Source organism: Acinetobacter sp. SWAC5 (assembly GCF_003419885.1).
GTDB classification, from domain to species: domain Bacteria; phylum Pseudomonadota; class Gammaproteobacteria; order Pseudomonadales; family Moraxellaceae; genus Acinetobacter; species Acinetobacter cumulans.
Genome location: NZ_QUWR01000004.1, coordinates 131,563 through 155,544, shown reverse-complemented (window position 1 = coordinate 155,544; position 23,982 = coordinate 131,563). Strand labels below are relative to the sequence as shown.

Annotated in this window: 22 protein-coding genes; 16 read left to right on the top strand and 6 right to left on the bottom strand. The window is 41.8% G+C overall.

Translation table 11 applies throughout. The annotated features are described in order from the left end of the window. Positions 1-353 precede the first annotated feature (353 nt). The 5 genes from DYI81_RS04605 (at position 354) to DYI81_RS04585 (ending at position 6,093) form a co-directional block, all read left to right on the top strand. Positions 354-1,151 carry a fumarylacetoacetate hydrolase family protein gene (locus DYI81_RS04605; RefSeq protein ID WP_106985348.1) on the top strand — a complete coding sequence of 266 codons (798 nt, stop codon included), beginning with the start codon at positions 354-356 and terminating at the stop codon, positions 1,149-1,151. Positions 1,152-1,187: 36 nt separating this feature from the next. Continuing rightward, entirely contained in the window at positions 1,188-2,090 is a 903-nt protein-coding gene (locus tag DYI81_RS04600; protein ID WP_106985349.1) for an acetaldehyde dehydrogenase (acetylating), read from the top strand. Positions 2,091-2,100: 10 nt separating this feature from the next. Next, complete coding sequence (gene dmpG / locus DYI81_RS04595; protein ID WP_117006846.1) at positions 2,101-3,120, top strand: 4-hydroxy-2-oxovalerate aldolase; 1,020 nt, start codon at positions 2,101-2,103, stop codon at positions 3,118-3,120. A 569-nt stretch (positions 3,121-3,689) separates the two neighbouring features. Then, complete coding sequence (locus DYI81_RS04590) at positions 3,690-4,943, top strand: OprD family outer membrane porin (RefSeq protein WP_117006845.1); 1,254 nt, start codon at positions 3,690-3,692, stop codon at positions 4,941-4,943. Positions 4,944-5,232: 289 nt separating this feature from the next. Beyond that, positions 5,233-6,093, top strand: coding sequence for an alpha/beta hydrolase (locus DYI81_RS04585; protein ID WP_106985352.1), 861 nt, complete (start codon positions 5,233-5,235; stop codon positions 6,091-6,093). A 391-nt stretch (positions 6,094-6,484) separates the two neighbouring features. Here the strand turns inward: DYI81_RS04585 and hcaR are convergent, their stop codons facing one another. After that, positions 6,485-7,390: a DNA-binding transcriptional regulator HcaR gene (gene hcaR, locus DYI81_RS04580; protein WP_117006844.1), complete on the bottom strand. Its 906-nt coding sequence runs from the start codon at positions 7,388-7,390 to the stop codon at positions 6,485-6,487. Positions 7,391-7,670: 280 nt separating this feature from the next. Between hcaR and hcaE the strand changes: the two genes are divergently transcribed. From hcaE to DYI81_RS04535, 8 genes are all read left to right on the top strand, one after another. Next, positions 7,671-9,038 carry a 3-phenylpropionate/cinnamic acid dioxygenase subunit alpha gene (gene hcaE, locus DYI81_RS04575; protein WP_106985354.1) on the top strand — a complete coding sequence of 456 codons (1,368 nt, stop codon included), beginning with the start codon at positions 7,671-7,673 and terminating at the stop codon, positions 9,036-9,038. Continuing rightward, positions 9,035-9,553 (top strand): 3-phenylpropionate/cinnamic acid dioxygenase subunit beta, encoded by a 519-nt coding sequence (gene hcaF / locus DYI81_RS04570; RefSeq protein WP_106985355.1) that lies wholly within the window; start codon positions 9,035-9,037, stop codon positions 9,551-9,553. Before hcaE ends, hcaF begins: the two co-directional genes overlap by 4 nt. Continuing rightward, positions 9,553-9,879, top strand: a complete 327-nt coding sequence (gene hcaC, locus DYI81_RS04565) for a 3-phenylpropionate/cinnamic acid dioxygenase ferredoxin subunit (protein ID WP_004278517.1) — start codon at positions 9,553-9,555, stop codon at positions 9,877-9,879. Before hcaF ends, hcaC begins: the two co-directional genes overlap by 1 nt. A 2-nt stretch (positions 9,880-9,881) precedes the next feature. Continuing rightward, positions 9,882-10,697, top strand: a complete 816-nt coding sequence (hcaB, locus tag DYI81_RS04560) for a 3-phenylpropionate-dihydrodiol/cinnamic acid-dihydrodiol dehydrogenase (RefSeq protein ID WP_117006843.1) — start codon at positions 9,882-9,884, stop codon at positions 10,695-10,697. Positions 10,698-10,762: 65 nt separating this feature from the next. After that, on the top strand, positions 10,763-11,728 hold the full coding sequence (locus DYI81_RS04555; RefSeq protein ID WP_117006842.1) for a 3-carboxyethylcatechol 2,3-dioxygenase: 966 nt from the start codon (positions 10,763-10,765) through the stop codon (positions 11,726-11,728). 5 nt (positions 11,729-11,733) lie between these two features. Beyond that, positions 11,734-12,963: a 3-phenylpropionate/cinnamic acid dioxygenase ferredoxin--NAD(+) reductase subunit gene (gene hcaD, locus DYI81_RS04550; protein WP_117006841.1), complete on the top strand. Its 1,230-nt coding sequence runs from the start codon at positions 11,734-11,736 to the stop codon at positions 12,961-12,963. Between the two features lie 377 nt (positions 12,964-13,340). Beyond that, positions 13,341-14,246 (top strand): EamA family transporter, encoded by a 906-nt coding sequence (locus tag DYI81_RS04540; RefSeq protein ID WP_117006839.1) that lies wholly within the window; start codon positions 13,341-13,343, stop codon positions 14,244-14,246. Positions 14,247-14,585: 339 nt separating this feature from the next. Next, on the top strand, positions 14,586-15,641 hold the full coding sequence (locus DYI81_RS04535) for an MBL fold metallo-hydrolase (protein ID WP_106985361.1): 1,056 nt from the start codon (positions 14,586-14,588) through the stop codon (positions 15,639-15,641). Here DYI81_RS04535 and DYI81_RS04530 read toward each other — a convergent pair. Together DYI81_RS04530 and DYI81_RS04525 are read right to left on the bottom strand one after the other, a co-directional pair. Then, positions 15,630-16,034: a DoxX-like family protein gene (locus DYI81_RS04530; protein WP_117006838.1), complete on the bottom strand. Its 405-nt coding sequence runs from the start codon at positions 16,032-16,034 to the stop codon at positions 15,630-15,632. The genes DYI81_RS04535 and DYI81_RS04530 overlap by 12 nt on opposite strands. After that, entirely contained in the window at positions 16,027-16,467 is a 441-nt protein-coding gene (locus tag DYI81_RS04525; RefSeq protein ID WP_106985363.1) for a DCC1-like thiol-disulfide oxidoreductase family protein, read from the bottom strand. The genes DYI81_RS04530 and DYI81_RS04525 overlap by 8 nt, the downstream gene beginning before the upstream one ends. Before the next feature lie 356 nt (positions 16,468-16,823). Here DYI81_RS04525 and katG point away from each other — a divergent pair, with 356 nt between their 5' ends. Continuing rightward, positions 16,824-19,007, top strand: coding sequence for a catalase/peroxidase HPI (katG, locus tag DYI81_RS04520; protein WP_117006837.1), 2,184 nt, complete (start codon positions 16,824-16,826; stop codon positions 19,005-19,007). A gap of 64 nt (positions 19,008-19,071) precedes the next feature. On the opposite strand, the gene DYI81_RS04515 is transcribed toward katG, so the two are convergent. Both DYI81_RS04515 and DYI81_RS04510 read right to left on the bottom strand, forming a co-directional pair. Then, complete coding sequence (locus tag DYI81_RS04515) at positions 19,072-20,073, bottom strand: hypothetical protein (RefSeq protein ID WP_117006836.1); 1,002 nt, start codon at positions 20,071-20,073, stop codon at positions 19,072-19,074. A 222-nt stretch (positions 20,074-20,295) separates the two neighbouring features. After that, positions 20,296-20,904: a TetR/AcrR family transcriptional regulator gene (locus tag DYI81_RS04510; protein WP_117006835.1), complete on the bottom strand. Its 609-nt coding sequence runs from the start codon at positions 20,902-20,904 to the stop codon at positions 20,296-20,298. A gap of 91 nt (positions 20,905-20,995) precedes the next feature. On the opposite strand from DYI81_RS04510, the gene DYI81_RS04505 reads away from it, so the two are divergent. Continuing rightward, positions 20,996-22,657 (top strand): acyl-CoA dehydrogenase family protein, encoded by a 1,662-nt coding sequence (locus tag DYI81_RS04505; RefSeq protein WP_117006834.1) that lies wholly within the window; start codon positions 20,996-20,998, stop codon positions 22,655-22,657. 60 nt (positions 22,658-22,717) lie between these two features. Here DYI81_RS04505 and DYI81_RS04500 read toward each other — a convergent pair whose 3' ends face one another. Continuing rightward, positions 22,718-23,197, bottom strand: a complete 480-nt coding sequence (locus tag DYI81_RS04500; protein ID WP_171356308.1) for an Lrp/AsnC family transcriptional regulator — start codon at positions 23,195-23,197, stop codon at positions 22,718-22,720. 131 nt (positions 23,198-23,328) lie between these two features. On the opposite strand from DYI81_RS04500, the gene DYI81_RS04495 reads away from it, so the two are divergent. After that, entirely contained in the window at positions 23,329-23,982 is a 654-nt protein-coding gene (locus DYI81_RS04495; RefSeq protein WP_117006833.1) for a LysE family translocator, read from the top strand.

The window sequence follows — 23,982 nt, the reverse complement described above, 5'->3', positions numbered from 1 at the left end:
TAGTCTTTTAGTCGTATATAGGGTGTTTATTTTCGATTGAGGGAAATTCATACACCCGCTGTGATTTTGATTGCAGCTTATTGTTTAATCTTAAAGTTTTGTTTTTAAATAATAAATCCGAGTTAATTTATAGGAATTAGCTATTGTTAGAAATAAAATAAGTATTGGCACTTGAATAGCAAAATCCCGATTCTAAACCAGTTTATTCATATAAGCGTTCTCTGCTGAAGCACCTGCCAGACATGATTGTTGGTTAGGAAGGGTTGAGGTTCATTGACTTTACACATGAACTTTAAATTGACTTTTCACAGATGGCGCTGTAAGTCCCATTTTTGCAGTTTAAGGAAACATTGATGTCGAATTCTGCTGTTGTTGAGTCAGTTGCTTTAGCACTGCGAGAAGCTGAACTATCAAAAAAAGCGATTGCGCCAATCCGTCCACAACTTGGCGGTGAAAGTGCAGATGTTGATATTGCGTATGCAGTTCAGGAAGTAAATACTGCGCGCGCTTTAACAGAAGGTCGTCGTTTAACTGGCCGTAAAATTGGTTTGACTTCAAAAGTAGTTCAAGCACAGTTGGGCGTAGATCAGCCTGACTTTGGTATGTTATTTGCCGATATGGCTTATGGTGATGGCGAAGCGATCCCAGCGGGTCTTTTGATCCAGCCTAAAGTTGAAGCAGAAATCGCTTTAGTGATCAAAGCAGATTTAACGAAAGAAAAACACACTTACGCAGACATTATTAGTGCAACTGACTATGCACTTCCTGCGGTAGAAGTGGTTGATAGCCGTATCGAAAATTGGAAAATTTCATTGATTGATACCGTGGCTGATAATGCATCTTCAGCGGCTTATGTTTTAGGTTCACGCCCTGTGAAACTGGAAAACCTTGATCTTGTAAATTGCAAAATGACCATGACTCGCGCGGGCGAAGTGGTATCTCAAGGTGTTGGTAAAGCATGTCTTGCAAACCCACTGAATGCTGCTGTTTGGTTGGCAGATGAAATGGTACGCCGTGGTCGTCCACTTTTGGCAGGTGACATTATTTTGACTGGTGCGCTTGGCCCAATGGTTGTGGCAAACGCGGGTGACGAATTTGTGGTTGAAATTGAAGGTTTTGGTTCTGTAACAGCTGCATTTGCTGCTGAATAAGACTTGGCCTGAGCAAAATTTTTAGAGAGTACGTTAATGAAAAAGATTAAATGTGCAATGATCGGTCCAGGTAATATTGGTACTGATTTGCTTTACAAACTTCAACGCAGCGAATGGTTAGAACCAGTATGGATGGTGGGTATTGACCCAACTTCTGAAGGTCTTGCACGTGCTGCAAAAATGGGTTTGAAAACCACTGCTGAAGGCGTAGATGGTTTACTTCCGCATATTATCGAAGACGACATCAAAATTGCATTTGATGCAACTTCAGCTTATGTACATGCTGAAAACAGCCGCAAGTTAAATGAGCTTGGCGTGTTAATGATTGACTTAACACCTGCTGCAATTGGTCCATTCTGCGTACCACCAGTGAACTTGAATGCTTTACTTGAATCAGGTGAAGTACCAAACGTAAACATGGTGACATGTGGTGGCCAAGCAACAATTCCAATGATTGCTGCGATTGCTAGCGTTCAGCCTGTGAACTATGGCGAAATCATTGCAACTGCTTCGACTAAGTCTATTGGTCCTGGTACACGTAAAAATATTGATGAATTTACCCGTACAACTGCAAGCGCAATTGAAAAAGTTGGCGGTGCAAAACAAGGTAAGGCCATCATTATTATTAACCCAGCTGAGCCACCAGTGTATATGCGCGATACAGTGCATTGCTTAGTTGAAGGTGAGCCTGATCAAGCTGCTATTACTGAAGCTGTTCATGCCATGCTTAAGGAAGTTCAAAAATATGTACCAGGTTACAAACTTGTAAATGGTCCTATTTTTGATGGCAACCGTGTTTCTATCTTCTTAGAAGTAGAAGGCCTAGGTGACTTCTTGCCTAAATATGCGGGTAACCTCGATATTATGACTGCAGCAGCTGCGCGTACTGCAGAAATGTTTGCAGAGCGTTTAATCGCATCACAAGTTGCTGAAGCTTAAGGAGCACATCATGTCTAAAGTGATTATTAATGATATGACACTGCGTGACGGTATGCACCCACAGCGCCATCAAACTACGGTTGAGCAAATGATTGCCATTTCAACTGCTTTAGATGAAGCAGGTGTGCCTTTAATTGAGGTGACACATGGTGATGGTCTTGGCGGCAACTCAGTCAACTACGGTTTTGCAGCTGCTACAGATGAAGAATATTTATCTGCAGTTGTGCCGCGTATGAAAAATGCCAAAGTAACAGCATTGTTGCTTCCCGGTATCGGTACGGTTGATCACCTGAAAATGGCGCATGAGATTGGTGTTTCAACCATTCGTGTTGCAACGCACTCAACAGAAGCGGATTGCTCTGAACAGCACATCACTGCTGCACGTAAGTTGGGTATGGACACAGTCGGTTTCTTAATGATGGCGCACATGGCTTCTCCAGAGCGTTTATTAGAAGAAGCGAAAAAGATGGTGTCTTACGGTGCAAACTGTATCTATGTGACTGACTCTGCGGGTTATATGCTTCCGCAAGATGTGACTGACCGTGTTGGCGCTTTACGTCAAAACTTAGATTCGAACATCGAAATCGGTTTCCATGGTCACCATAACTTAGGTATGGGCGTGGCAAACACGGTTGCTGCTGTTGAAGCCGGCGCGATCCGTGTTGACTTGGCATCTGCAGGTTTGGGTGCTGGCGCGGGTAACACACCGCTTGAGTTATTTGTAGCTGTTGCGAACCGTATGCAAATGGAAACTGGCGTTGACTTGTTTAAAGTACAAGACATTGCTGAAGACCTAGTAATTCCAATGATGCACAACCCGATCCGTGCCGATCGGGATGCTGCAACATTAGGTTATGCAGGCGTTTACTCTTCATTCTTGTTATTTGCTAAACGTGCTGAAGCAAAATATGGTGTTTCTGCGCGTGAAATTCTTCTTGAGCTTGGTCGTCGTGGTACGGTTGGCGGTCAAGAAGACATGATCGAAGATTTGGCTTTAACAATGTCTAAAGCACGTGAATTACAAGCTTAATATTACTTAAGCAAAGTTCACTAAAAAGCACTCCATTTGGGGTGCTTTTTTTGTTTATCGCACATGAATTTTAGACAAGAGGCTGATGTTGTCGATTGACCGATGATGTTGCTAAAAAGAGATTTTGCATGTCATAACAGTGTCATTGTGTGCTGAAACAATTCAACTTAATAAAACTGTTGAAAAATATGTTATTTTTTTGATCTAAACATTTGAAATTAATAGTTTTAATATATTGTATTATTTGTTTTAAATATAAGTTTGGGGGCGAGATTAGGCCTCTATTTTAAGGTGTTAAACTTAAAAGCAATAAGTAGCGTGTAGAACTGAATTAAAAACTTTAAAAAATAATTTTAACCATGATAAAACGAGCACTTATTTAAACCATGTGGTAAATAAAGTGCAAAACAGTTATTGCTGAAAACTCTAAACAAAATCAGTCAAAATTACGCAATGAATCAGGATGAGATATTCATCGAAAAAACTTAATACTGTGGTCTGATTTCTCAAACTCGCATTGTTCAGCATGATAGCACCATAGCTTAATTTGATGATTTAGGAAGAGAGCCATGCGTCGTCAAAACTTATGGATAGCAATGCTTGCTGCAACAGCAACTTTAGGGACAACTGCATCTCATGCAGACTTTATTGGCGACAGTCAGGTTCAATTGAAATTTAAAAATTTCTATTTAGACCGTCAAATTGAAGATACGCCAAACAAAAACTGGGGTTCATGGAGCCAAGGCATCACGTTGGATGCCAAATCAGGTTACCAAGATATTGGTGGTGGTGTTCAAGTAGGTGCAGACCTTTTGGTACAACATGCCTTTAAACTCAATGGCCGTGATGCAAATGCAGACTTCATTTTGCCGCATGATGGTAAAGAGTCGAAAGATGAATTTGGCAAAGTCGGTGCGACCTTAAAAGCAAAAGTAGCTAAAACAGAATTGAAAGTAGGTGAATTGTTACCCGTTTCTCCAGTTTTAGTCTTTGACCCATCGCGTCAACTACTCACTACATTTAGTGGTGCATGGTTAGAGTCTAAAGACATTAAAGACACAAAATTGACCTTGGCTTATATTGACGGCATTAATAACCGTTATGACAACCAATTCCGTGATTTGACTTTATTTGCTCCTGCAAAAGGTGCGAGCTATTACGATAATGGCCCAAAATCAGACGGTATGTATATTGCGGGTGTTGACCATCAGTTTACACCTGAAATTGGCGGGAGCTACTGGTATGCCGATGTGCAAGATATTTATCGTCAAAACTATGTTGGCCTAAACTACAAAACGAAATTAGGTGAAAAAGCGAAATTTGATAGCCATATTCGTTATTTTGACAATGCAGATTCAGGCAATAGCTTATATGGGCCGATTGATAATCAGGCATTATCAGTAGGTGCAAAAGTGAATTATGGTTCACATACAGTCGGCTTGGGTTACCAACAGATGTTTGGTGATGATGCTTTCCCTACATTGGGTGGCTGGGTACCACAGCCATACTTAGTGAACTGGGGTGTAGCAACATTCACTGCGAAAAATGAAAAATCGTATGGCTTAACTTATGGTTATGACTTCGCTGAAATGGGCGCTAAAGGTTTAAATGCGACTGCGGTTTACATGATGGGCCAAGATGCTGAGACCAATGGAAAGAAAGATCAGAAATCTGATGAGCTGAATTTAATTGTGAATTACACAGTTCCAGAAGGTAAGTTGAAAGGTTTAGGTTTCCAAGCAATGTATATTGATGCGAACTTTGACTATAGGCCAGACCTAGAGGAATACCGTGTAGCAACAACTTATACCTATAAGTTCTAATTTGTAGGTTTAAAAAACAAAGGGTAATCCAAATTGGGTTGCCCTTTTTTTATGCATCCATATTCCAGTGGAAAATACCCGATGCTTTTTAGGGAAATGAAATAAAAATAACTTAATAAAAACAAATATTTAAATTATATTAATTTTATTGCTTATGATCGTAATTTTGTATCAGTAGCTACGCGGATAGCGGGTAATATGCAATGGTAAAACTCAAAATATTTAATTAATTGGCGTTTAAATCCGGATGTGATTGAAACGCAAGTACGACGCTGTACGAGGAGTATGTATGAGCACAGTTCAAATCCCTGAATACACGACAGATTCATTCTTTGGTTTAGAAGATAAATGGATTGAAACTGCTGAAGGCGAATTAACCCATTACCACGAAATTGGTGAAGGTACGCCGATTCTATTTTTACACGGTTCTGGTACTGGCGTATCTGCAGCTGCGAACTGGTGGTTAAACCTACCACAAATTGGTGAGCAAGCACGTTGTATCGCAATTGATACCATTGGTTATGGCCAAACAGTAGTTGCACCAAATACAGCTTATGGTATCCGTGCTTGGGTAGACCATGCAGTACGTACTTTAGATGCACTTGGTATTGAAAAAACTTGGTTGGTAGGTAACTCATTAGGTGGTTGGTTAGCATTCCAAATGGCGCTTGATTATCCTGAGCGTGTATTGGGTATCGTATCGATGGGTACGGGCGGTGCGAAACAAACTGCAGCGCTTAAAGCACATGCAAACCCTGTATTAACAGAAGAAGGCATCAAGAAAACTTTGTCTATGTTCGTTGTGAACAAAGACCTAATCACTGATGAATTGGTAAAAGTACGTTTTGCATCTGCTGCAAATGACTATGCATCAAACCGTTTGATGGACGTTGTTGGCGCACGTGACCGTGATCGTTTCGAATTCCCATTAGATTTCGAAAAAATGAAAGACATCACTGTCCCTGTGCTTTTGATTCATGGTACACAAGACGTGGTGATCCCAGTTTCACGTACTTGGGATATCTTAAATATTGTGCCAAATGCTGATGCGCACATTTTCAGTCAATGTGGTCACTGGTCACAAGTTGAAAAATCAGCAGAATTTAACACAGTAATTAAAAACTACTTAGCAGTACATGGCGTGAAATAAGCCATAACTGAATAAAAAAGAGTGCTTCGGCACTCTTTTTTTTAGCTGATGCGCTTAAAAGGAACATTATTTGTAACATTTAGGGTGCTTGGCATCGTTAAATGAGGGCTTGTTTGTATAACTTCGCTAAGAAAAAGGTCGTATTTATGGGTTAGGTCTTAGACCAGCGTATTAGACTTAAGTTGTAATTTGACTAAAAAAGCCTAGGTTTATAGATATGGAAACATTTTCTTATAAGTTATTTCCCATAAAGAGTAGATGTTTTATACATAAAAAGAGTAAGACTTAAGTCTAGTTTGGATAAAAAGTGGGCAAAACCAGTCAAAAAAAAGCACCACTATTCATTTAAGAAATAATGGTGCTATATTTTTTAGTAAAAAGATATTAAAAATTAATTTTGTTCGCGGGCAATATCTAAATAAAACACGCGTGTGAGCAGTTCCATAAATTTGTTTACCGCAATAGATTCGCTATTTTTACGCCAGCTGACATACAAATCAAGATACGGCAGTTCGATGTCCAAAGGACGAATAACCGTATTGTTCATGGTCAGTGGTGCAATGTAGCCAGGTAAGATTGTACAGCCCAATCCCATGCCAATTGAGTTGATATTAAACAAAATATTATCGGCTTTTTGCACAATATTAAATTCAATATTATTGGCTTTGGCAAAGTCTAAAATGGCTGTATGTAGGGTCAGTGATTGCTCTGCGGCAGGAATAATAAAATCTATGCCATTCAGTGCTTTAACTGGAATTCGATCATATTTTACCAAAGGATGATCTTTAGGCAAAATGAAAATAAGAGGCTCACGCAATACGAACTGACTTTCAATTTCGTCGCTATTGAAATTATGACGGGTAAAAGTGATGTCTAGTTCACCTTTTTTCAATAATTTCATTTGCTCAACGTTGTTTAGGCTGAGTAATTCAATTTTGAGGTCAGGGTTTTGTACACGTAGGTTGGGCAGTACATACGGAAAGATTTTCATCTCTGCCACAGGGACAAAGCCAATACGGAGCATTTGTTGTTTGGCTTGTGAAACCTGACGTGCCATTGCAATGGCTTTGTCTGCTTGTGCCAAAGTTAAGCGAGCTTGTTCTAAGAACACGGCGCCTTCTTCAGTCAGCTCTACTTTACGCTTCGTGCGGTGTAGGAGTTGTACACCGACGTCTTCTTCAAGGTCTTTAATCTGTTGGCTTAGCGATGGCTGAGCTGTATAAAGTTTGAGTGCTGCCTTACTGAAGTTTAATTCTTCAGCAACGGTTATAAAATAGCGAAGGTGTCGTAATTCCATATATCTAGCCTAGGAGTAATCCAAAAAATGTCTTACTATGAGTTCAAGTCAGTATAATCTATAAACAACTATGTCGTGAAGTTGATTTTGCCATTTAGAAAATAAATGGCCTTGGCGGGTTTTATTGAAAGCGTATATCAAAAATATCTATTCTAATAATTGGTGAAAGCTCTTAATTAAAACAAAAAAAATATTTCCGCAAAACTCAGTGAAAATCCATCATCGTCGGAAAGTTGAGTCTATTTGTTTTGTGACCTAAGTGGCCACAGGAGAGCTTTTCATGAGTGGAAAAATTGATGTGCGCGAAATCGATGCTTTGGTCGATGCACAAAATGGACGTATTACGCCATCTATCTATACAGATCCTGATATCTACGAATTAGAATTAGAGCGTGTTTTCGGTCGTACATGGTTGTTCCTTTGCCATGAGAGCCAAATTCCTAAGGCTGGGGATTTCTTCAATACCTACATGGGTGAAGATCCAATTATTGTTGCACGTCAAAAAGACGGTTCAATCAAAGCATTCTTAAACCAATGCCGTCACCGTTCTATGCGCGTAAGCTTCGCAGACTGTGGTAACACACGTGCGTTCACTTGCCCATACCACGGCTGGTCATACGGTATTGACGGTTCACTTAAAGACATCCCACTTGAAGACCGTGCTTTCCCGCATGGCGCTTGTAAAGAGCAATGGGGTCTGGTTGAAGTTACCCGTGTTAAATCATACAAAGGCTTAGTATTCGCATGTTGGGATGAAACAACACCTGACCTAGAAGAATACATGGGCGATATCGCTTGGTACTTAGATGGCGTTTTAGACCGTCGTCCAGGTGGTACAGAAATTATTGGTGGTGTACACAAGTGGGAAATCGAGTGTAACTGGAAATTTGCAGCTGAACAGTTTGCATCTGACCAATACCACGCATTGTTCTCTCACGCATCTGCAATTCAAGTACTTGGCGCGAAACCAGACGACGAAGCTTCTAAGAAATTAGGCGCTGCGCAAACTGCACGTCCAGTTTGGGAAACTGCGAAAGACGCGATCCAATACGGTTCACGCGGTCATGGTTCAGGTTTCTTCTTTACAGAAAAGCCAGATGCTAACGTATGGGTAGACGGTGAAGTTGCAAACTACTTCCGTGAAACTTATGAAGAAGTTAAAGAGCGTTTAGGTGAAGTACGTGCATTACGTCTTGCAGGTCATAACACCATGTTCCCAACATTGTCTTGGTTAAACGGTACTGCAACACTTCGCGTATGGCACCCACGTGGTCCAAACAAAACTGAAGTTTGGGCATTCTGTATTGCAGACGCTGAAGCATCACAAGAAGTGAAAGAAGCATTTGAACGTTCTGCAACACGTGCATTTGGTCCAGCTGGTTTCCTAGAGCAAGATGACTCTGAGAACTGGATTGAGATTCAAAAAGTTTTACGTGGTTATAAAGCGCGTCAAAACAAACTCATTATGGAAATGGGTAAAGGCAACGAGAAAGTACGTGAAGACGGCATTCCAGGTATTACCAACTACATTTTCTCAGAAACTGCAGCACGTGGTATGTACCGTCGTTGGGCAGATCTATTGATTCATGAAAAATGGGAAGACGTTGAAGCTGCGGCTGACGAATATGAGAAGGAGCTTATGAAATGAGTCAAGTGAGTTTAGAACTTCATCATCAAATTAGTCAGTTTCTTTATCGTGAAGCAAAATTGCTTGACGATTGGAAGTTCCGTGATTGGTTAGCTGTATTAGCGGAAGATATTTCTTATACGCTACGCACAACACCAAACGCGCAAACACGTGACCGTCGTCGTTCGATTGAGCCGCCAACAACTTGGGTATTTAATGATACTAAAGATTTGTTGGAACGCCGTGTAGCTCGTTTAGAAACAGGTATGGCTTGGGCTGAAGAACCTCCTTCACGTACAACACACATGGTTTCAAATGTGATTGTTGAAGCGACAGAAGTTGAAGGCGAATACGACGTTTACGTAACGTACTTGTTGTACCGTACCCAGAAAGAGAAAGATGTAACAATCTACTGTGGTAAGCGTCACGACAAGATCCGCAAAGTCGACACTGAGCAAGGGTTCGAAATCTTCAACCGTAAGATTACCCTTGATCAGGTGACTTACAACTCACATAACCTGAGTGTGTTCTTCTAATGAATAAGATTTTTGTTTGCCAAGTTGATGAATTAGACGAAGGCGAAGCATTGAAAGTAGATTGTGGCGTAAACGGTATCGAAGCGCTTGCTGTATTTAACAATGGCGGAGAATTCTTCGCGATGAACGATAAATGCAGCCATGGTAATGCTTCTATGTCAGAAGGTTACCTTGAAGATGACGGTACTGTTGAATGTCCATTACATTCAGCGCGTTTCTGTTTAAAAACAGGTGAAGCATTGTGTCTACCAGCAACTGATCCAATTAAAACATTCCCAGTGATTGTTGAAGATGGTCAATTGTTTGTAGAAATGGCAGGAGAGTAAGCATGGGTTGGCTACAAGGCGAAGTTGCACTTATTACTGGTGGTGGTTCTGGTTTAGGCTGGGCTTTGGTTGAACGTTTCTTAGAAGAAGGTGCACAAGTGGCCGTTCTTCAACGTTCAAAGGCAAAAGTGGATGCATTGAATGAGCACTTTGGTGGTAAGGTTCTTGCAATTGAAGGTGATGTAGCCAGCTATGCGGATAACGTTCGTGCAGTTCAAGCAACTGTAGAGCGTTTCGGTAAACTCGACTGTTTCGTAGGTAATGCCGGTATCTGGGATCACTATGCAGATATCGTCAATACTTCTGGCGAGCAGCTAGAAAAAGCCTTTGATGAGATTATGGGTATTAACACCAAATCGCTCATCTTAGGTGCAAAGGCTGCGCTTGATGCATTGATCGCTTCTGAAGGTTCTATCATATTTACTTTGTCTAATTCGGCACTGTACTCCGCTGGCGGAGGCCCTGTATATACTGCATCTAAGCATGCTGGTGTGGGGATTATGAAAGAATTAGCCTATGAACTTGCGCCTAAAGTACGAGTGAACGCTGTTGCACCATCAGGTATGAATGTGAATATCAAAGGTGCTGCATCTTTGGGTCAAGAAAACCTTGGCTTATTAGATGCACGTGATCCTGAGAAAATCGCACGTGGTATGCCACTGAATTTCTTACCTGAACCGGAAGAAATGACAGGTTCTTATGTGCTCTTGGCATCTCGTCAAAATAACCGTCCGCTGACTGGTGTTCTGATTAATGCAGAATGCGGTCTTGGTATTCGCGGCTTACGTCAGCCACGTGCGGGATTCTTTGACGAATAAAAATCTAGTCTTAAATGGACTTATCGGCAGCTAACCATTAGCTGCCTTCCTTTTTGGAGTCTCTCATGGCCGTTAAACTTATTTGTGCATCGCACAGTCCTTTGATGGAATTTGCTTCACCGCAAGATCAAGCGCAAGAACAAAAAGTCCGTTCTGCATTTGAAACACTTTCTGCTGAAGTAAAAGCTTACGACCCAACCCTAATCATCACGTTTGGTCCAGACCATTTTAATGGTTTCTTCTATGACCTTATGCCAAGTTTCTGCGTAGGTATTCGTGCCAAAGCAGCAGGCGACTGGGATTATGGTAAAGACAATGACCACATTGATGTACCTGAAGACAAAGCTTTGGCTATGGTTCGCCGTGTACTCGATGAAGGTGTTGACGTTGCGTACTCTTACCGTATGCAAGCGGATCATGGTGTGACTCAGCCATTACATTTCTTATGTGAAGGCAAACTTGATCGTTACCCAACGATTCCAGTATTTATTAATGGCGCTGCAGCACCAATGCCAACCACAAAGCGTACGATCGCTTTGGGCCGTGCTGTAGGTCAGTTTATCAAGTCTTTAAACCTTGAAAACGAGCGTGTTCTTGTATTGGGTACTGGCGGTCTTTCACACGATCCGCCTACACCGCAAATGGGTTCTGTACCGCCAGAAGTGGAAGAGTTCCTGATTGCTGGCCGTAACCCAACGGAAGAGGCACGTAATGCACGTCAAGCGAAGATTATTGCTGTAGGTCAAAAATTGGCTGCGGGTGATACTTCTGTTGCTGTGCCATTGAGTCCTGAGTGGGATATCGCATTGCTTGAGAAATTCAAGAATGCTGATTTCGCTGCAATGGAAGCAATGCAAGAAGATGAAATCCGTCGTGACGGTGGCCGTGGTGGTCAAGAAGTTCGTTCTTGGATGGCAGCATTTGCAGCCCTTCACGAAATCGGTGAGTACGAAATGACGACTCACTGTTATGAAGATATTAGCGAGTGGATTGCGGGCTTCGGCATCGTATCTGCAGAGTTAAAGGGTTAAGAGATATGAGCAATATTGAAACCGTTGTAATCGTAGGTGCTGGTCAAGCAGGTGCGAGCGCGATTTTAGAACTTCGTGGGAACAAATACGAAGGCAAAATCATTTTAATTGGTGATGAAACGCATCTTCCTTATGAGCGTCCGCCATTATCAAAAGACGTGATTCTAAAACCTGAAGAAACCAAAATCGAAATTTTGTCAGAAGAAAAGCTGACTGATCTTGGTGTAGAGACAATTCGCGGCAATGGCGTTGTGAAAATCAATGCAGACGCGAAGACTGTTGAACTTCAAAACGGTGACCTTGTTGCTTATGACAAGTTGCTTCTAGCGACTGGCGGTGCTGCGCGTCGTTTACCAAACTTTGATGCGTTGGGTAAACACGTTTATACACTGCGTAATCTTGAAGATTCACAAGCGCTAGTTCCAGTATTACAAGCTGGCCGTCGTATTATTTTGATCGGTGGCGGTGTAATCGGTTTAGAGCTTGCTTCATCTGCACGTTTCAAAGACTGTATCGTTACAGTGATTGAAATGGGTCCAATGGTGATGGGTCGTTCATCTCCACGTGTATTGAGCGAATTCTTATTGGCACAGCAGCGCCTTGCTGGTGTTGATGTACGCCTTGAAACTTCAATTGCAGATTGCAAATTGGATGGCGAAGAAATCGTTGTGACTTTAGGCAGCGGTGAAGAGCTTCGTGCAGATGCAGTGGTTTACGGTATTGGTATCGTGCCAAATGCACAGCTTGCGACTGAAGCTGGTTTAGACGTTGACCTTGCAATCAAAGTCAACGAAAACTGCCAAACTTCAAATGCTGACATTTATGCAGCTGGTGACGTTGCAACTCAGCTGCGTGACTGCGGTAACCATCGCCGTGTGGAAACTTGGGAAAATGCCAACCTTCAAGCAGGCATCTTTGCACGTCATGTGATGGGTGTTGAGCATCCTACGCCAAACCCTGCATGGTTCTGGACAGACCAGTTAGACATCAACTATCAATTTGTTGGTGATATGGCTGCGACTGAATGGCTTGTTCGCGGTGAAATCAATGCGGAACAACGCGCGGAATCTTCTTTCGTGTTGTTCGGTGTGACTGACGGTGTGATCGTTGGCGGTATTACTGTAAATGCGGCGAAAGAAATGCGTCATCTTAAAAAGCTAATCAGCAAACAAGCTGCTTTTGAAGCTGATAAATATTTAGATCTAAGCCAAGATCTTCGTAAACTCGTGAAATAACCTTTGCGTTATTAATGCGTTTACAAAAGGGCAGACCTTGGGCAACCTAGGTCTGCTTTTTTATGGCTATATTTTTTGATGATTGAGGCATGACCGCAATTTGCATTTTAATTTTTAATGGCATTGCGTAGGTATGTCTTACTTTTCAATGATGATGAGAATATCAAAACCTCAAATTTTGTGTCATGGGTAACTGCTCACGCGCAGGTGAAGCCTCACTTTTGAGAGATCAAAAGTGACAAAAATCTTTCGATAAGCTGAAGGTATATCCCTATATCTCAGCTTATCGGCGGCATCCATGCCGCCACGCGGAATAGATTTTGGGTGGATTTTCTGTGCTGCAATGCTTCTGAATTTATATTGCGATAGAACCATTTATGAACTCTAATTCCTCTCCCATGATCGTCACGGCAAGTATTTATGCTTTGCTGGTGCTGATTTGGGCAGCAACGCCGCTTGCAATTGTATGGAGCGTGGCGGAAGTGCATCCAATGTGGGTGCTGATCATTCGTTACTTTGGCGCATGTGTCATTGCTTTGGCCATTTTAGCGGTTATGCGTAATCCGCTGCCTTTTGACAAAGTATCGCTACAGAGTTACGTAGCAGGCAGTCTAAATTTGATTGGCGCGCAGCTGTTTATTTATTTGGCTGCCAATTATTTGACCTCTGGCTTGATGGCGCTGATTTTTGGTTTCTCACCGCTCATTGCAGGCCTGATTGGGCATGTGATTTTAAAAACGCATAAACTGGTGTGGTTGCAGTGGCTGGGCATGGCGGTTGCCGTCGGTGGCTTGAGTTTTGTCTTTTTAGATTCTGCCGACAGCAAGGTCAATCCGTGGGGCGTGGTATTGATGCTGATCAGTATGGTGTCATACATCAGTTCGATTTTTTGGGTGAAACAAATTAATGCACCTTTGAAGCCGATGTCACAGGCGACAGGTTCACTTATGGTATCTGCACTGGGTTCATTACTGCTGATTCCATTTATTTGGCAGCATTTTCCAACCGAAATACCAAGTAGTAATGCCATCATTGGTTTCTTGTTTACCATGATTTTGTCATCTATTGTGGCAATGCTGTGCTACTTCTGGCTGATCAAACGCCTAGCGGCTTCAACCGTGTCTTTAAGTAATGTGATGACGCCAATTATTGCACTGGTATTAGGCGCAACATTAAATAGCGAACACATTAGTGCTAATGCTGTACTGGGGATTGCTGTGGTGATGTTTGGTATTGTGCTGTATTTTTGGAAAGAGTGGCGCGAGCAGTATTTTGCCAAATAATATACGGTGGTGAAGGAAAGGGAGTCTGAGACTTCCTTTTTTTATGTCTCTTTTGATGTTTGGGTGAAAAATGTTCCATGTGGAACACCTACGATGTGTGTTTGATCTTTGTCCTTGTTGAAAGAACTTAAAAGTTGATCATGTTGCAAAGTCTAGACGCATAAATTCAACATAATTTACATAAAATTATGGCACTCTTTATTAGCGTACAATGGCAGTTGATCGATTCAACGTAGACAAAGGTCCTGTAGGTGGTTGAAATTCGCTACTTTCGGTGTCACTGTAGGGGTTGAACTCGTCAGAGTTGGCATATTTAACATTGAAGAACTCGAAATATTCATGAAGCAAGATTTAGAACATAAAAATTTCCAGTTACCTGCAGCGCGTTGTTTGTCGCATACTTGGCAGCAACCTGTATTTGATTTTCTTGCATCAAATCATTTTAATGGCACGCATTTTTTAAATGCTTTGCGTCCGCCTGAAGCACATAAGCGCTCAAATTTTATTAAATGGATGTTAAAGCGACGTAGCTCAACATGGAAGGTCGATCGTAAGCGTGAATATGCGACCTTTGAGCAAGCGTCACGCTCTTTACCTCAAAATAGGCCAAATGCACGCTTAGATGATTGGCAGGTGTGGTTTGTAGGGCATGCAACCGTGCTCATTCAAATTGGCCCTTATAACTTGTTGACAGACCCTGTGTGGGCTGAATATGCAGGTCCGAAACAGGGCAGTGGACCACGTCGGGTTTGTCCTGCTGGGATTGCTTTAGAAGAACTGCCAGAAATTCATGCTGTTTTACTGAGTCATAATCATTATGATCACATGGACATTGCCAGTTTAAATTGGTTACATGAACGCTTTGCCATGCCAATTTATACAGGTTTGGGCAATGGTTATTATTTGCCAGAGCATTTCCAAGTCTATGAAATGGATTGGTGGCAGTCGGCATTATTGGGTGATTTAAAATTTGTATATACCCCAGCTCAGCATGGTTCAGGGCGTGGTCTGCGCGATCAGAATCGTGCATTGTGGGGTGGTTTTTCGGTGTTAAATGGGCAGGACCATTGCTTTTTTGCCGGTGACACAGGCTATTCACCACATTTTAAAGACATCTTTGCCAAATATGGCGCGCCACGGATAGCATTGTTGCCAATTGGTGCATACGAGCCACGTTTGCTGATGCGTTATTTGCACATGAATCCTGATGAAGCATTTCAAGCGCATAAAGACTTACATGCCAAATGTTCTTTGGCGATTCATTACCGTACTTTCCAGCTGACAGATGAGAGCCGTGAGCAGCCAGAAGAGGACTTACAAAAAGCACGTCAGAAATCTTCTAAGTTGATGAATCCGTTTATTTGCATCCGTGAAGGAAAACGCTTAACGGTTTAAGTCTGTATTTTTCGCATCTTGAATGAGCGCAATGGCAATCATCGAAAGTGTTGCCATTGCTAGGTTCATCACAAATGGATTAAAAGCCTGCAAAAAGTAACTTGGATCGAGCCATACAATTAATCCGCTTAAAAGTAGCATCGCCAGTAAATTGAGTGCATGTAAGCACAAACTTTTTCTCAAGATAAAAAACAACAGCCCAAATATAATTTCAGCACAACCTGACATTTGCATGAGTATGACCGCATGATCTGCAGTGACGCCTTGCAGTGCCCAAATACGTAATTCATCTGGAGCTTGTACTAAAATTTTAGGCACCAAGCCCTGATAGATCCATAAAGTCGCTAGCGTGGCATGAATGCCTAGCAGAATGTGTCGATGTAGTTTAGTCATGGATGGCATATTCTAAAAAATGCTGTTGGTTGTCTGTTGATGGCAACATGCAATAGTCGGTTGTACCAAACAATTGATAGCGATTCAGTGCGACACGCCGATATAAAAAATCACGGATGAATTGAGGAACCACATAGCCTGCACTGAGTAGCGAATAGGGCATGCCTAGGTGCTGCATGACTTTGAGCAAAGCTGTAGATTCGAGATAGCGTTGTCCATTGAAAATAACCACCATCGTGGTGTAATCCACTGTCGACATTGCATAATATTTTAAAATCGCTTCCCCAAGAGGCGATTGGACAGAAGCCAATTTAAATTTTTGCTGCGTATCATTTTGAATTAAAAACTTGGCCCAGCCATTACAAAGTACGCAAATTGCATCGAATAAAATAATGTTATGTTGCTGGATAATCTTTTCAATATTGTATTGCATCGCAGAGCACCTTTTTATCATTTTATATTTGAATATCAATAGCTTTATTTTAAAGAAAACTAGAAATATGATGATTATGGGGAATCAATTTTGTTGATTTTTTTTAAAAATTTCTAATATGGCTTATATAAATAATATTACAAAATAACCATCAGTGTTGAATTTTAAATATATGCAGAAATCTAAATCTATGAAAAACAAAAATTCATTTATTTTTAATGTCTTAAGTTGAATAAAACGATTGTTTTTATTCGTAAAACTCACTTCATATTGTCACCTAAAAAGGTTAAGTTAAAACTGGAATTAAAGATTTATACGGTTCGAAACATTACTTCATAATTATTTGGAGCTTTACAATGACACAGAATACGCAAGGCAAGTGCCCATTTCACCAATCAGGTGCACAGACCACGCAAGATACGACAAATAATGCATTTTGGTGGCCGAATGCCTTAAACCTAGACATTCTTTCGCAGCACGATAAGAAAACCAATCCTTTAGATCCTGACTTTAACTATGCAGAAGCTTTCAAATCACTTGATCTTGAAGCGGTAAAAGCAGACCTCCGCGATTTAATTAACAGCAGTCAAGAATGGTGGCCTTCAGATTACGGTAGCTATATTGGTATGTTCGTACGTACAGCTTGGCACTTAGCGGGTTCTTACCGCAAGCAAGATGGCCGTGGCGGTGCGAACACAGGCAACCAACGTTTTGCGCCACTCAACAGCTGGCCAGATAACGTCAATACAGACAAAGGCCGCCGCTTACTTTGGCCAATCAAGCGTAAATACGGTAACAAAATCTCTTGGGGTGATTTAATCGTTTTGGCTGGTACGGTTGCATACGACGTTGCGGGCTTAAAAACTTTTGGTTTTGGTGGCGGACGTGAAGACATTTGGCACCCAGAAAAAGACATTTACTGGGGCGAAGAAAAACAATGGTTAGCGCCAACTGAAAACCGTTATGGCGATGATGACAACCGTGAATCACTAGAAAACCCATTGGCTGCAGTGCAAATGGGATTGATCTACGTGAACCCTGAAGGTGTAGACGGTGTTCAAGATCCGCTGCGTACCGCGCAAGATATGCGTGTCACTTTCGACCGTATGGGTATGGATGACGAAGAAACTGTAGCTTTAACCGTAGGTGGTCATACAGTTGGTAAAGCACATGGTAATGGTAAAGCTGAAAATTTAGGTGCAGATGTTGAAGGCGCGGACGTTGAATTCCAAGGTCTAGGCTGGCACAACTCTGAAGGCACAGGCAATGGTGCAAATACCATGGTCAGCGGTTTAGAAGGTGCTTGGACAACGCATCCTGACAAATGGGATAACGAATTCCTTTATTTACTGTTCACTTATGAGTGGGAAAAAACACTCAGCCCAGCAGGCGCGAAACAATGGGAACCGATCAACATCAAAGAAGAAGATAAACCTGTTGATGCGCACAACCCGAATGTACGCCGTAACCCAATGATGACAGATGCCGATATGGCGCTGAAATTTGACCCTGCTTACCGTGCGATTGCAGAGCGTTTCTACAACAACCCTGCAGAGCTTGATGATGCCTTTGCACGTGCTTGGTTCAAATTGACACACCGTGACATGGGCCCTAAATCTCGTTACTTAGGTGCTGATGTACCTGCTGAGGATTTAATCTGGCAAGATCCAATTCCTGTAGGTACAGCATTGTCTGATGCAGACGTTGCGGATTTGAAAGCTAAACTGTTAAACAGCGGTTTATCTGCTGCTGAACTCATCGCAACTGCATGGGACAGCGCACGTACTTACCGTGGTTCTGACTTCCGTGGCGGTGCAAATGGCGCGCGTATTCGTCTTGCGCCGCAAAAAGACTGGGAAGGCAACGAACCAGCGCGTCTAGCGAAAGTATTAGCTAAACTTGAAGAAATCAAAGCAGCTTCAGGCGTTCAGGTCAGCATTGCAGACTTGATCGTATTGGGCGGTACAGCGGCAGTTGAGCAAGCGGCAAAAGCTGTGGGTGTAGAAGTGGCTGTTCCATTCCTATCAGGCCGCGGTGATGCATCTCAAGAGCAAACCAATGCTTACTCATTTGAAGACTTTGAGCCAAAAGCGGACGGCTTCCGTAACTTTGTGAAAGCGGACTACGTGGTTCAGCCTGAAGAGTTGCTGCTAGACCGTGCGCAATTGCTGGGCTTAACGGCTCCTGAAATGACTGTGCTTGTCGGCGGTTTGCGTGTACTTGGCGCGAACTTCGGTGACTCTAAAGCAGGTGTGTTCACAGACAATGTGGGTACATTAAGCAATGACTTCTTCGTGACCTTGACGGATATGGCTTACAACTGGAAGCCGACAGGTAAGAACTCGTACAACATTGTCAGCCGTGCAACAGGTGAAACGAAATACACAGCAACACGTGTAGACCTTGTATTTGGTTCTAACTCAATTCTACGTTCGTATGCAGAAGTGTATGCGCAAGATGACAACAAAGCGAAGTTTGTAAAAGACTTTGTTGCAGCTTGGACGAAAGTGATGAATGCAGACCGTTTTGATGTGAAGTAATTTGCATTGAGATGTAAAAAAACCGCTCGAAAGGGCGGTTTTTTACTTGTTGTATCAACAACAATTATGACTGTTTAGGTAGTGTTAATATTGCTTGATATAAGGTTGCAGCAGCAGATGAATTGAAGGCCTGACAAATGCCCGCGGAAAACTGTACTGAACTATCATATTCTTCACGATAATCATAAACACGCGCATCATCATAAAGTCCTTCATACAATTTGCCATCTTTTTCAATCGCAGCATTTTGACGGTAGCCTAGCCCAATATAAAAGTTTTGATCTGGACTACTTACCACATAAGCAACTTTATGGTTTGCCCACGTTGCTTCAACTATTGTATTTTTGAGAGCTGCTTGTTCAGCCTTCCAATCTTCTAAAGTTTTTTTGTCATTTCCTTGGCTTTCAGAAAAAATAATATTGGCTTGATTGAATTGTTTAGATAAGTATTGATGGCAGACAGCATCTTGATCAAATTTGAAAGATAAAGCATTAATTGCATTGCTGAGTTTAATAAAGTTAGCATCATTCAGATCTGAATGAATATAGTTATTAAACAAGTCTGTTGTGATCTTTTTTGAATTTACAGTTTCGTTAGCAATCGAAATATTCTTAAACTTAATCGTAGATTTTAAGCCTTTACCATCCACATCATAGGCTAGCTCTAGGACTGAATCTGCATTTTTAATCACGTAAAGAGGGTGCTGACTATTTGCAGAATAGTAGAGTTTATTCTTAGTAAGAATGAATTCTTGCCATCCAAGCCAGTTAGGATTGTAATTGGTATTTTGTTGATACAATGTTTTGGACTCTTCTGAAATAAGAGTATTCAACAGTGATTGATTATTTTGTTGAATCGAAAAAATATCTGCTTGTGTGCCAATATCCACTTTATTTATTTTAAATTGAGTGATGGGAAAGCTTAGAATATTTTGCGTAGTTACGGGCGGTTGCGTTGGTGTTGTCGGTGATTCTATATTGGTGTCATTTGAGCTGCCACCGCCACCTCCACATGCGCTAATCAATAATGTCGTTGGTAATAAAAGTGAATAGATGAACTTATTCATAATAGGGGGGGTCCAAAGTATGCATTAAGAGAGTATTCAACCTTTTAAACACGAACATATTTAGAGTGTGATGAAAGGTATGTAAAACGCGAAAAGATTAGTATTTTTTCACATTGTAGATTTAGGTTTTATGGCAAATTATTTAGATTTGTTTGTTTTAAGTTATTGTAAATATGATTGTTGTTTAAGCTTTTGAATTTTTTATTAATTTAATTTTCTAGTTTATTTAATTGATTTTAATATATCCTTTTCAAGCTGTTGCCACTCCCAAAACTCAGGCTCAATCAATAAAGTCTGCGACACAAAGCCATAACACACTCGTTGCATATTTAAAGCCATCGACTTATTGAGTTGTTCATCATTCTGAATAAACGGTTCAAGAATGCTCTGCCACATGTGCACCATCATGGCATAACTCTTACGGTAACTTTCAATATCTGAAATTTGCCGTTCCAACAAAAACACCTGTGACCATAAAAATTGCTGTGCTTGAATTTGCTCAATTTGAAAGTGAATAATTTGCTCCAAATACGCCTGAACATCCAAATCTGTGGATAACTTGATCAAGCTTTGTGCATAACTTTTTAAGCTTTCCGCATTGTGTTTCACATGCAAATGAATGGTCAGCGCAATCAAATCTTCCTTCTTAGAAAAATATTCATAGAACGTTCCCAAGCCCACGCCTGCAAGGTCGGTAATTTCACGAATGGTAATTTGACTGGCAGGACGCTCATGCAAAAGCCGAACAAAACTGTCCTGTAAGGCTTCTTGGGTCAGTTTGGCACGTGATTGACGTGGCTTGCGCCGTATTTGAATGGCTGAATTCTTCATATTTTTAAGCGTGGAAAACCGAACGCCTATGCTTTAAATTTTCTCTATACTGAAATGAAAAGCCAACAAGAACAAGCGGAAAATATAGACGATGAATACATTAGAACAGACATGGATGACGCATCAAATCAGCAACCAATTTGATGAACTGGAAAACTACAATCTATTTTCAAGCGATACGGTTTTACACGAAATCTTAAAACGCAACGGCAGCCATGATCAGTCGACTTTATGCGAAATGGGCAAAGTCGCAGGTTCGAGCGAATACTTTCAGCATGGGGCTTTAGCCAACAAACACACGCCAATCTTACATGCCTTCGATGCTCGTGGTCGCCGTACTGACTTTATCGAGTTTCATCCTTCATGGCATAAATGGATGGGACTCAACCGCCAGTTTGATACCCATGCGCATCCTTTTAATCAGCCTAACTCCAAGACTAAATGGGTGGAATGGGCAGCGCGCTTTTATCTTGCAGGTCAGGTCGAATGCGGTAACTTATGCCCAAACTCCATGACGCTCGGCAGTATTCCACTCATTCAGCGAGAGCCTGAACTATGGGCGAAAATTGGCGAGAAACTACTATCGACTGAATACGATGAACGTGATGTGCCGATTGCACAAAAAAAGTCGATTTGGCTCGGTATGGGCATGACTGAAAAGCAGGGCGGTTCAGATGTACGTGCCAATGAAACAATTGCGGTGCCTGTAGCAGAAACAGGACGAGGTAAAGCTTATCTGCTGACAGGGCATAAATGGTTTTTCTCTGCGCCGATGTGTGATGCGCATTTGGTGGTGGCAAAAACCGAACAAGATGGCTTGGCCTGTTTCTTTGTACCGCGCTGGCTGGAAGATGGCACCAAGAATAATATTCAAGTACAGCGCCTGAAAGAAAAAGTAGGTAACCGCTCGAATTCAAGCTCGGAAGTCGAATTCAAAAATGCATGGGGCATTATGATTGGTGAGGCAGGGCGCGGCATTCCAACCATTATTGAAATGGCGAATTACACCCGTCTGACTTGTTCGGTCGGTTCGAGCGCCATGCTTCGTCAAGCTTTGGTGCAATGCATTGCCTATACCCGTCAGCGTCAGGCTTTTGGTAAACATCTGATTGAACAACCGCTCATGCGTGCAGTCTTGGCAGATTTGGCTTTAGAAAGTGAAGCAGCGACGCAGCTCAGTTTCCATTTGGCGCAGTGCTACGAATCGGATGATGCCTTGTCTGTGGCGTGGAAACGCATCATGACCCCAGCAGCCAAGTTTTGGATTTGTAAGCGTGCGGTGGAACTGACCGGTGAGATGATGGAAGTCTTTGGCGGCAATGGCTATGTCGACAACGGCATCATGGCACGCATCTTTAAAGAAGCGCCTGTAAATACCATTTGGGAAGGTTCAGGCAATGTCATGTGTTTGGATGTACTGCGTGCCATTGGACGTGATCCTGAATCCATTGGAGTACTGTTTAAAGATTTAGCCAGTACAGCAGGTACCGATGAAACTTTGCAAACAGAATTGCAGGAATTATTCAGATTGTTCCATCAATCGCCTGAAGATTTACAATTTATGGGGCGCAGTTTAGTGAGCCGTTTAACCGTATTGGCACAAGCGGTATTACTCAAACGCTATGCACCAGACTTTGTGGCAGATGGCTTTATTCAAAGCCGTTATAGTGAGAAACATGGGCAAGTGGTGGGGATGCTGGATGCCAAAATGGTCGATGTAGAGCGTTTGTTGGAACGGGCTTTTGCAAGCTAAATACTTTGGAATTCCCTCTCCCTTTGGGAGAGGGTTAGGGAGAGGGCTTCAGTCAGTATTTTATTTCTGACTGTGAATCGGATAGCCCAAGAAAGGCTTAATTTCTTTCAGCACAAAAATACTCTGCATTTCTTTAATGCCGGGTAAGCGGCGGATCGTCGACATCGAAAACTCAGCATAAGTGTCTAAATCCGGTGATACGACTTGCAGCAAGAAATCTGCATCACCGCCCACGCTATAACACGCGACCACATGCTCCAGCTCAGTCACACGTTCTTCAAATTTTTTGGCTTCTTTTTCGCTATGGCTATCAATCGACACGCGGATAAACACCATCACGCCTTGACCAATTTTTTTACGGTCTAATAAGACGCCATAGCCTTTAATCACTTGCGTGTCCTCAAGCTGTTTGACCCGACGCCAGCAGGGTGAAGTCGACATACCAATCTGTTCGGCTAGTTCCGCATTGGTGGTACGGGAATCTTCTTGCAGGATTTTTAAAATTTTGGCATCTGTCTTGTCTAAAAGGCTCATTGGTATAAATTACCTTAAAAATAAATTTATAGGTTATTTATACCCTTTTATATGCTTTTTATAAAATAAATAGATCAGTTTTACCCATAAAATTATTCAAAAATAGTGCCATTCATTGCTCATCATACCTTTGCAAAATGGAACATTTCACACAGCTTTCGACTTATATTTTTACTTTATTTTTGGCTGCTTTATTGCCAGGGCCGGGTATGACAGGTCTCATGTTTAAAACCTTATCGCAAGGTTATCAAGCTGGGATGGTCATGCTCTTGGGCCTGATGACCGCAGATATGATTTACTTGTCTGCTTCGATTTTTTTATTGAGTTATATCAATCAGCTTAGCCCGAATTTTTCATTTTATTTGATCGTCTTTTCAAGCTGTTATTTGCTGTATTTGGCTTACCAATTTTGGACTTTTAAGGGGGACTTATTAGCAAGCTCAAATGAGATGAATTTGGGTAAAACCTTTTCGGCATATAAAGATGGTTTACTCATTACCTTGAGTAATCCGAAAACCATTTCTTTTTATTTGGCTTTGGTACCTGCGATTTTTGGTTCGGTGTCTTTGCAGGAAAAAAGCCCGATGCTGATGTCTGTGACTTTGCTGACTTTGGCATTCATTGGCGGGCTTTATATTTTCTGTTCGCTCAGTTTAAAGAAAGTGCTCAAACCGCTACATGTACAGAAAATGCTGGTACGTAGCTTGGCCTGTGTAATGGGCTTTTTGGCGGTCAGTCTGCTGTATAAAGAACTGAATGTAATGGCGCCAGTCTATGCGAGCTTATTTTAA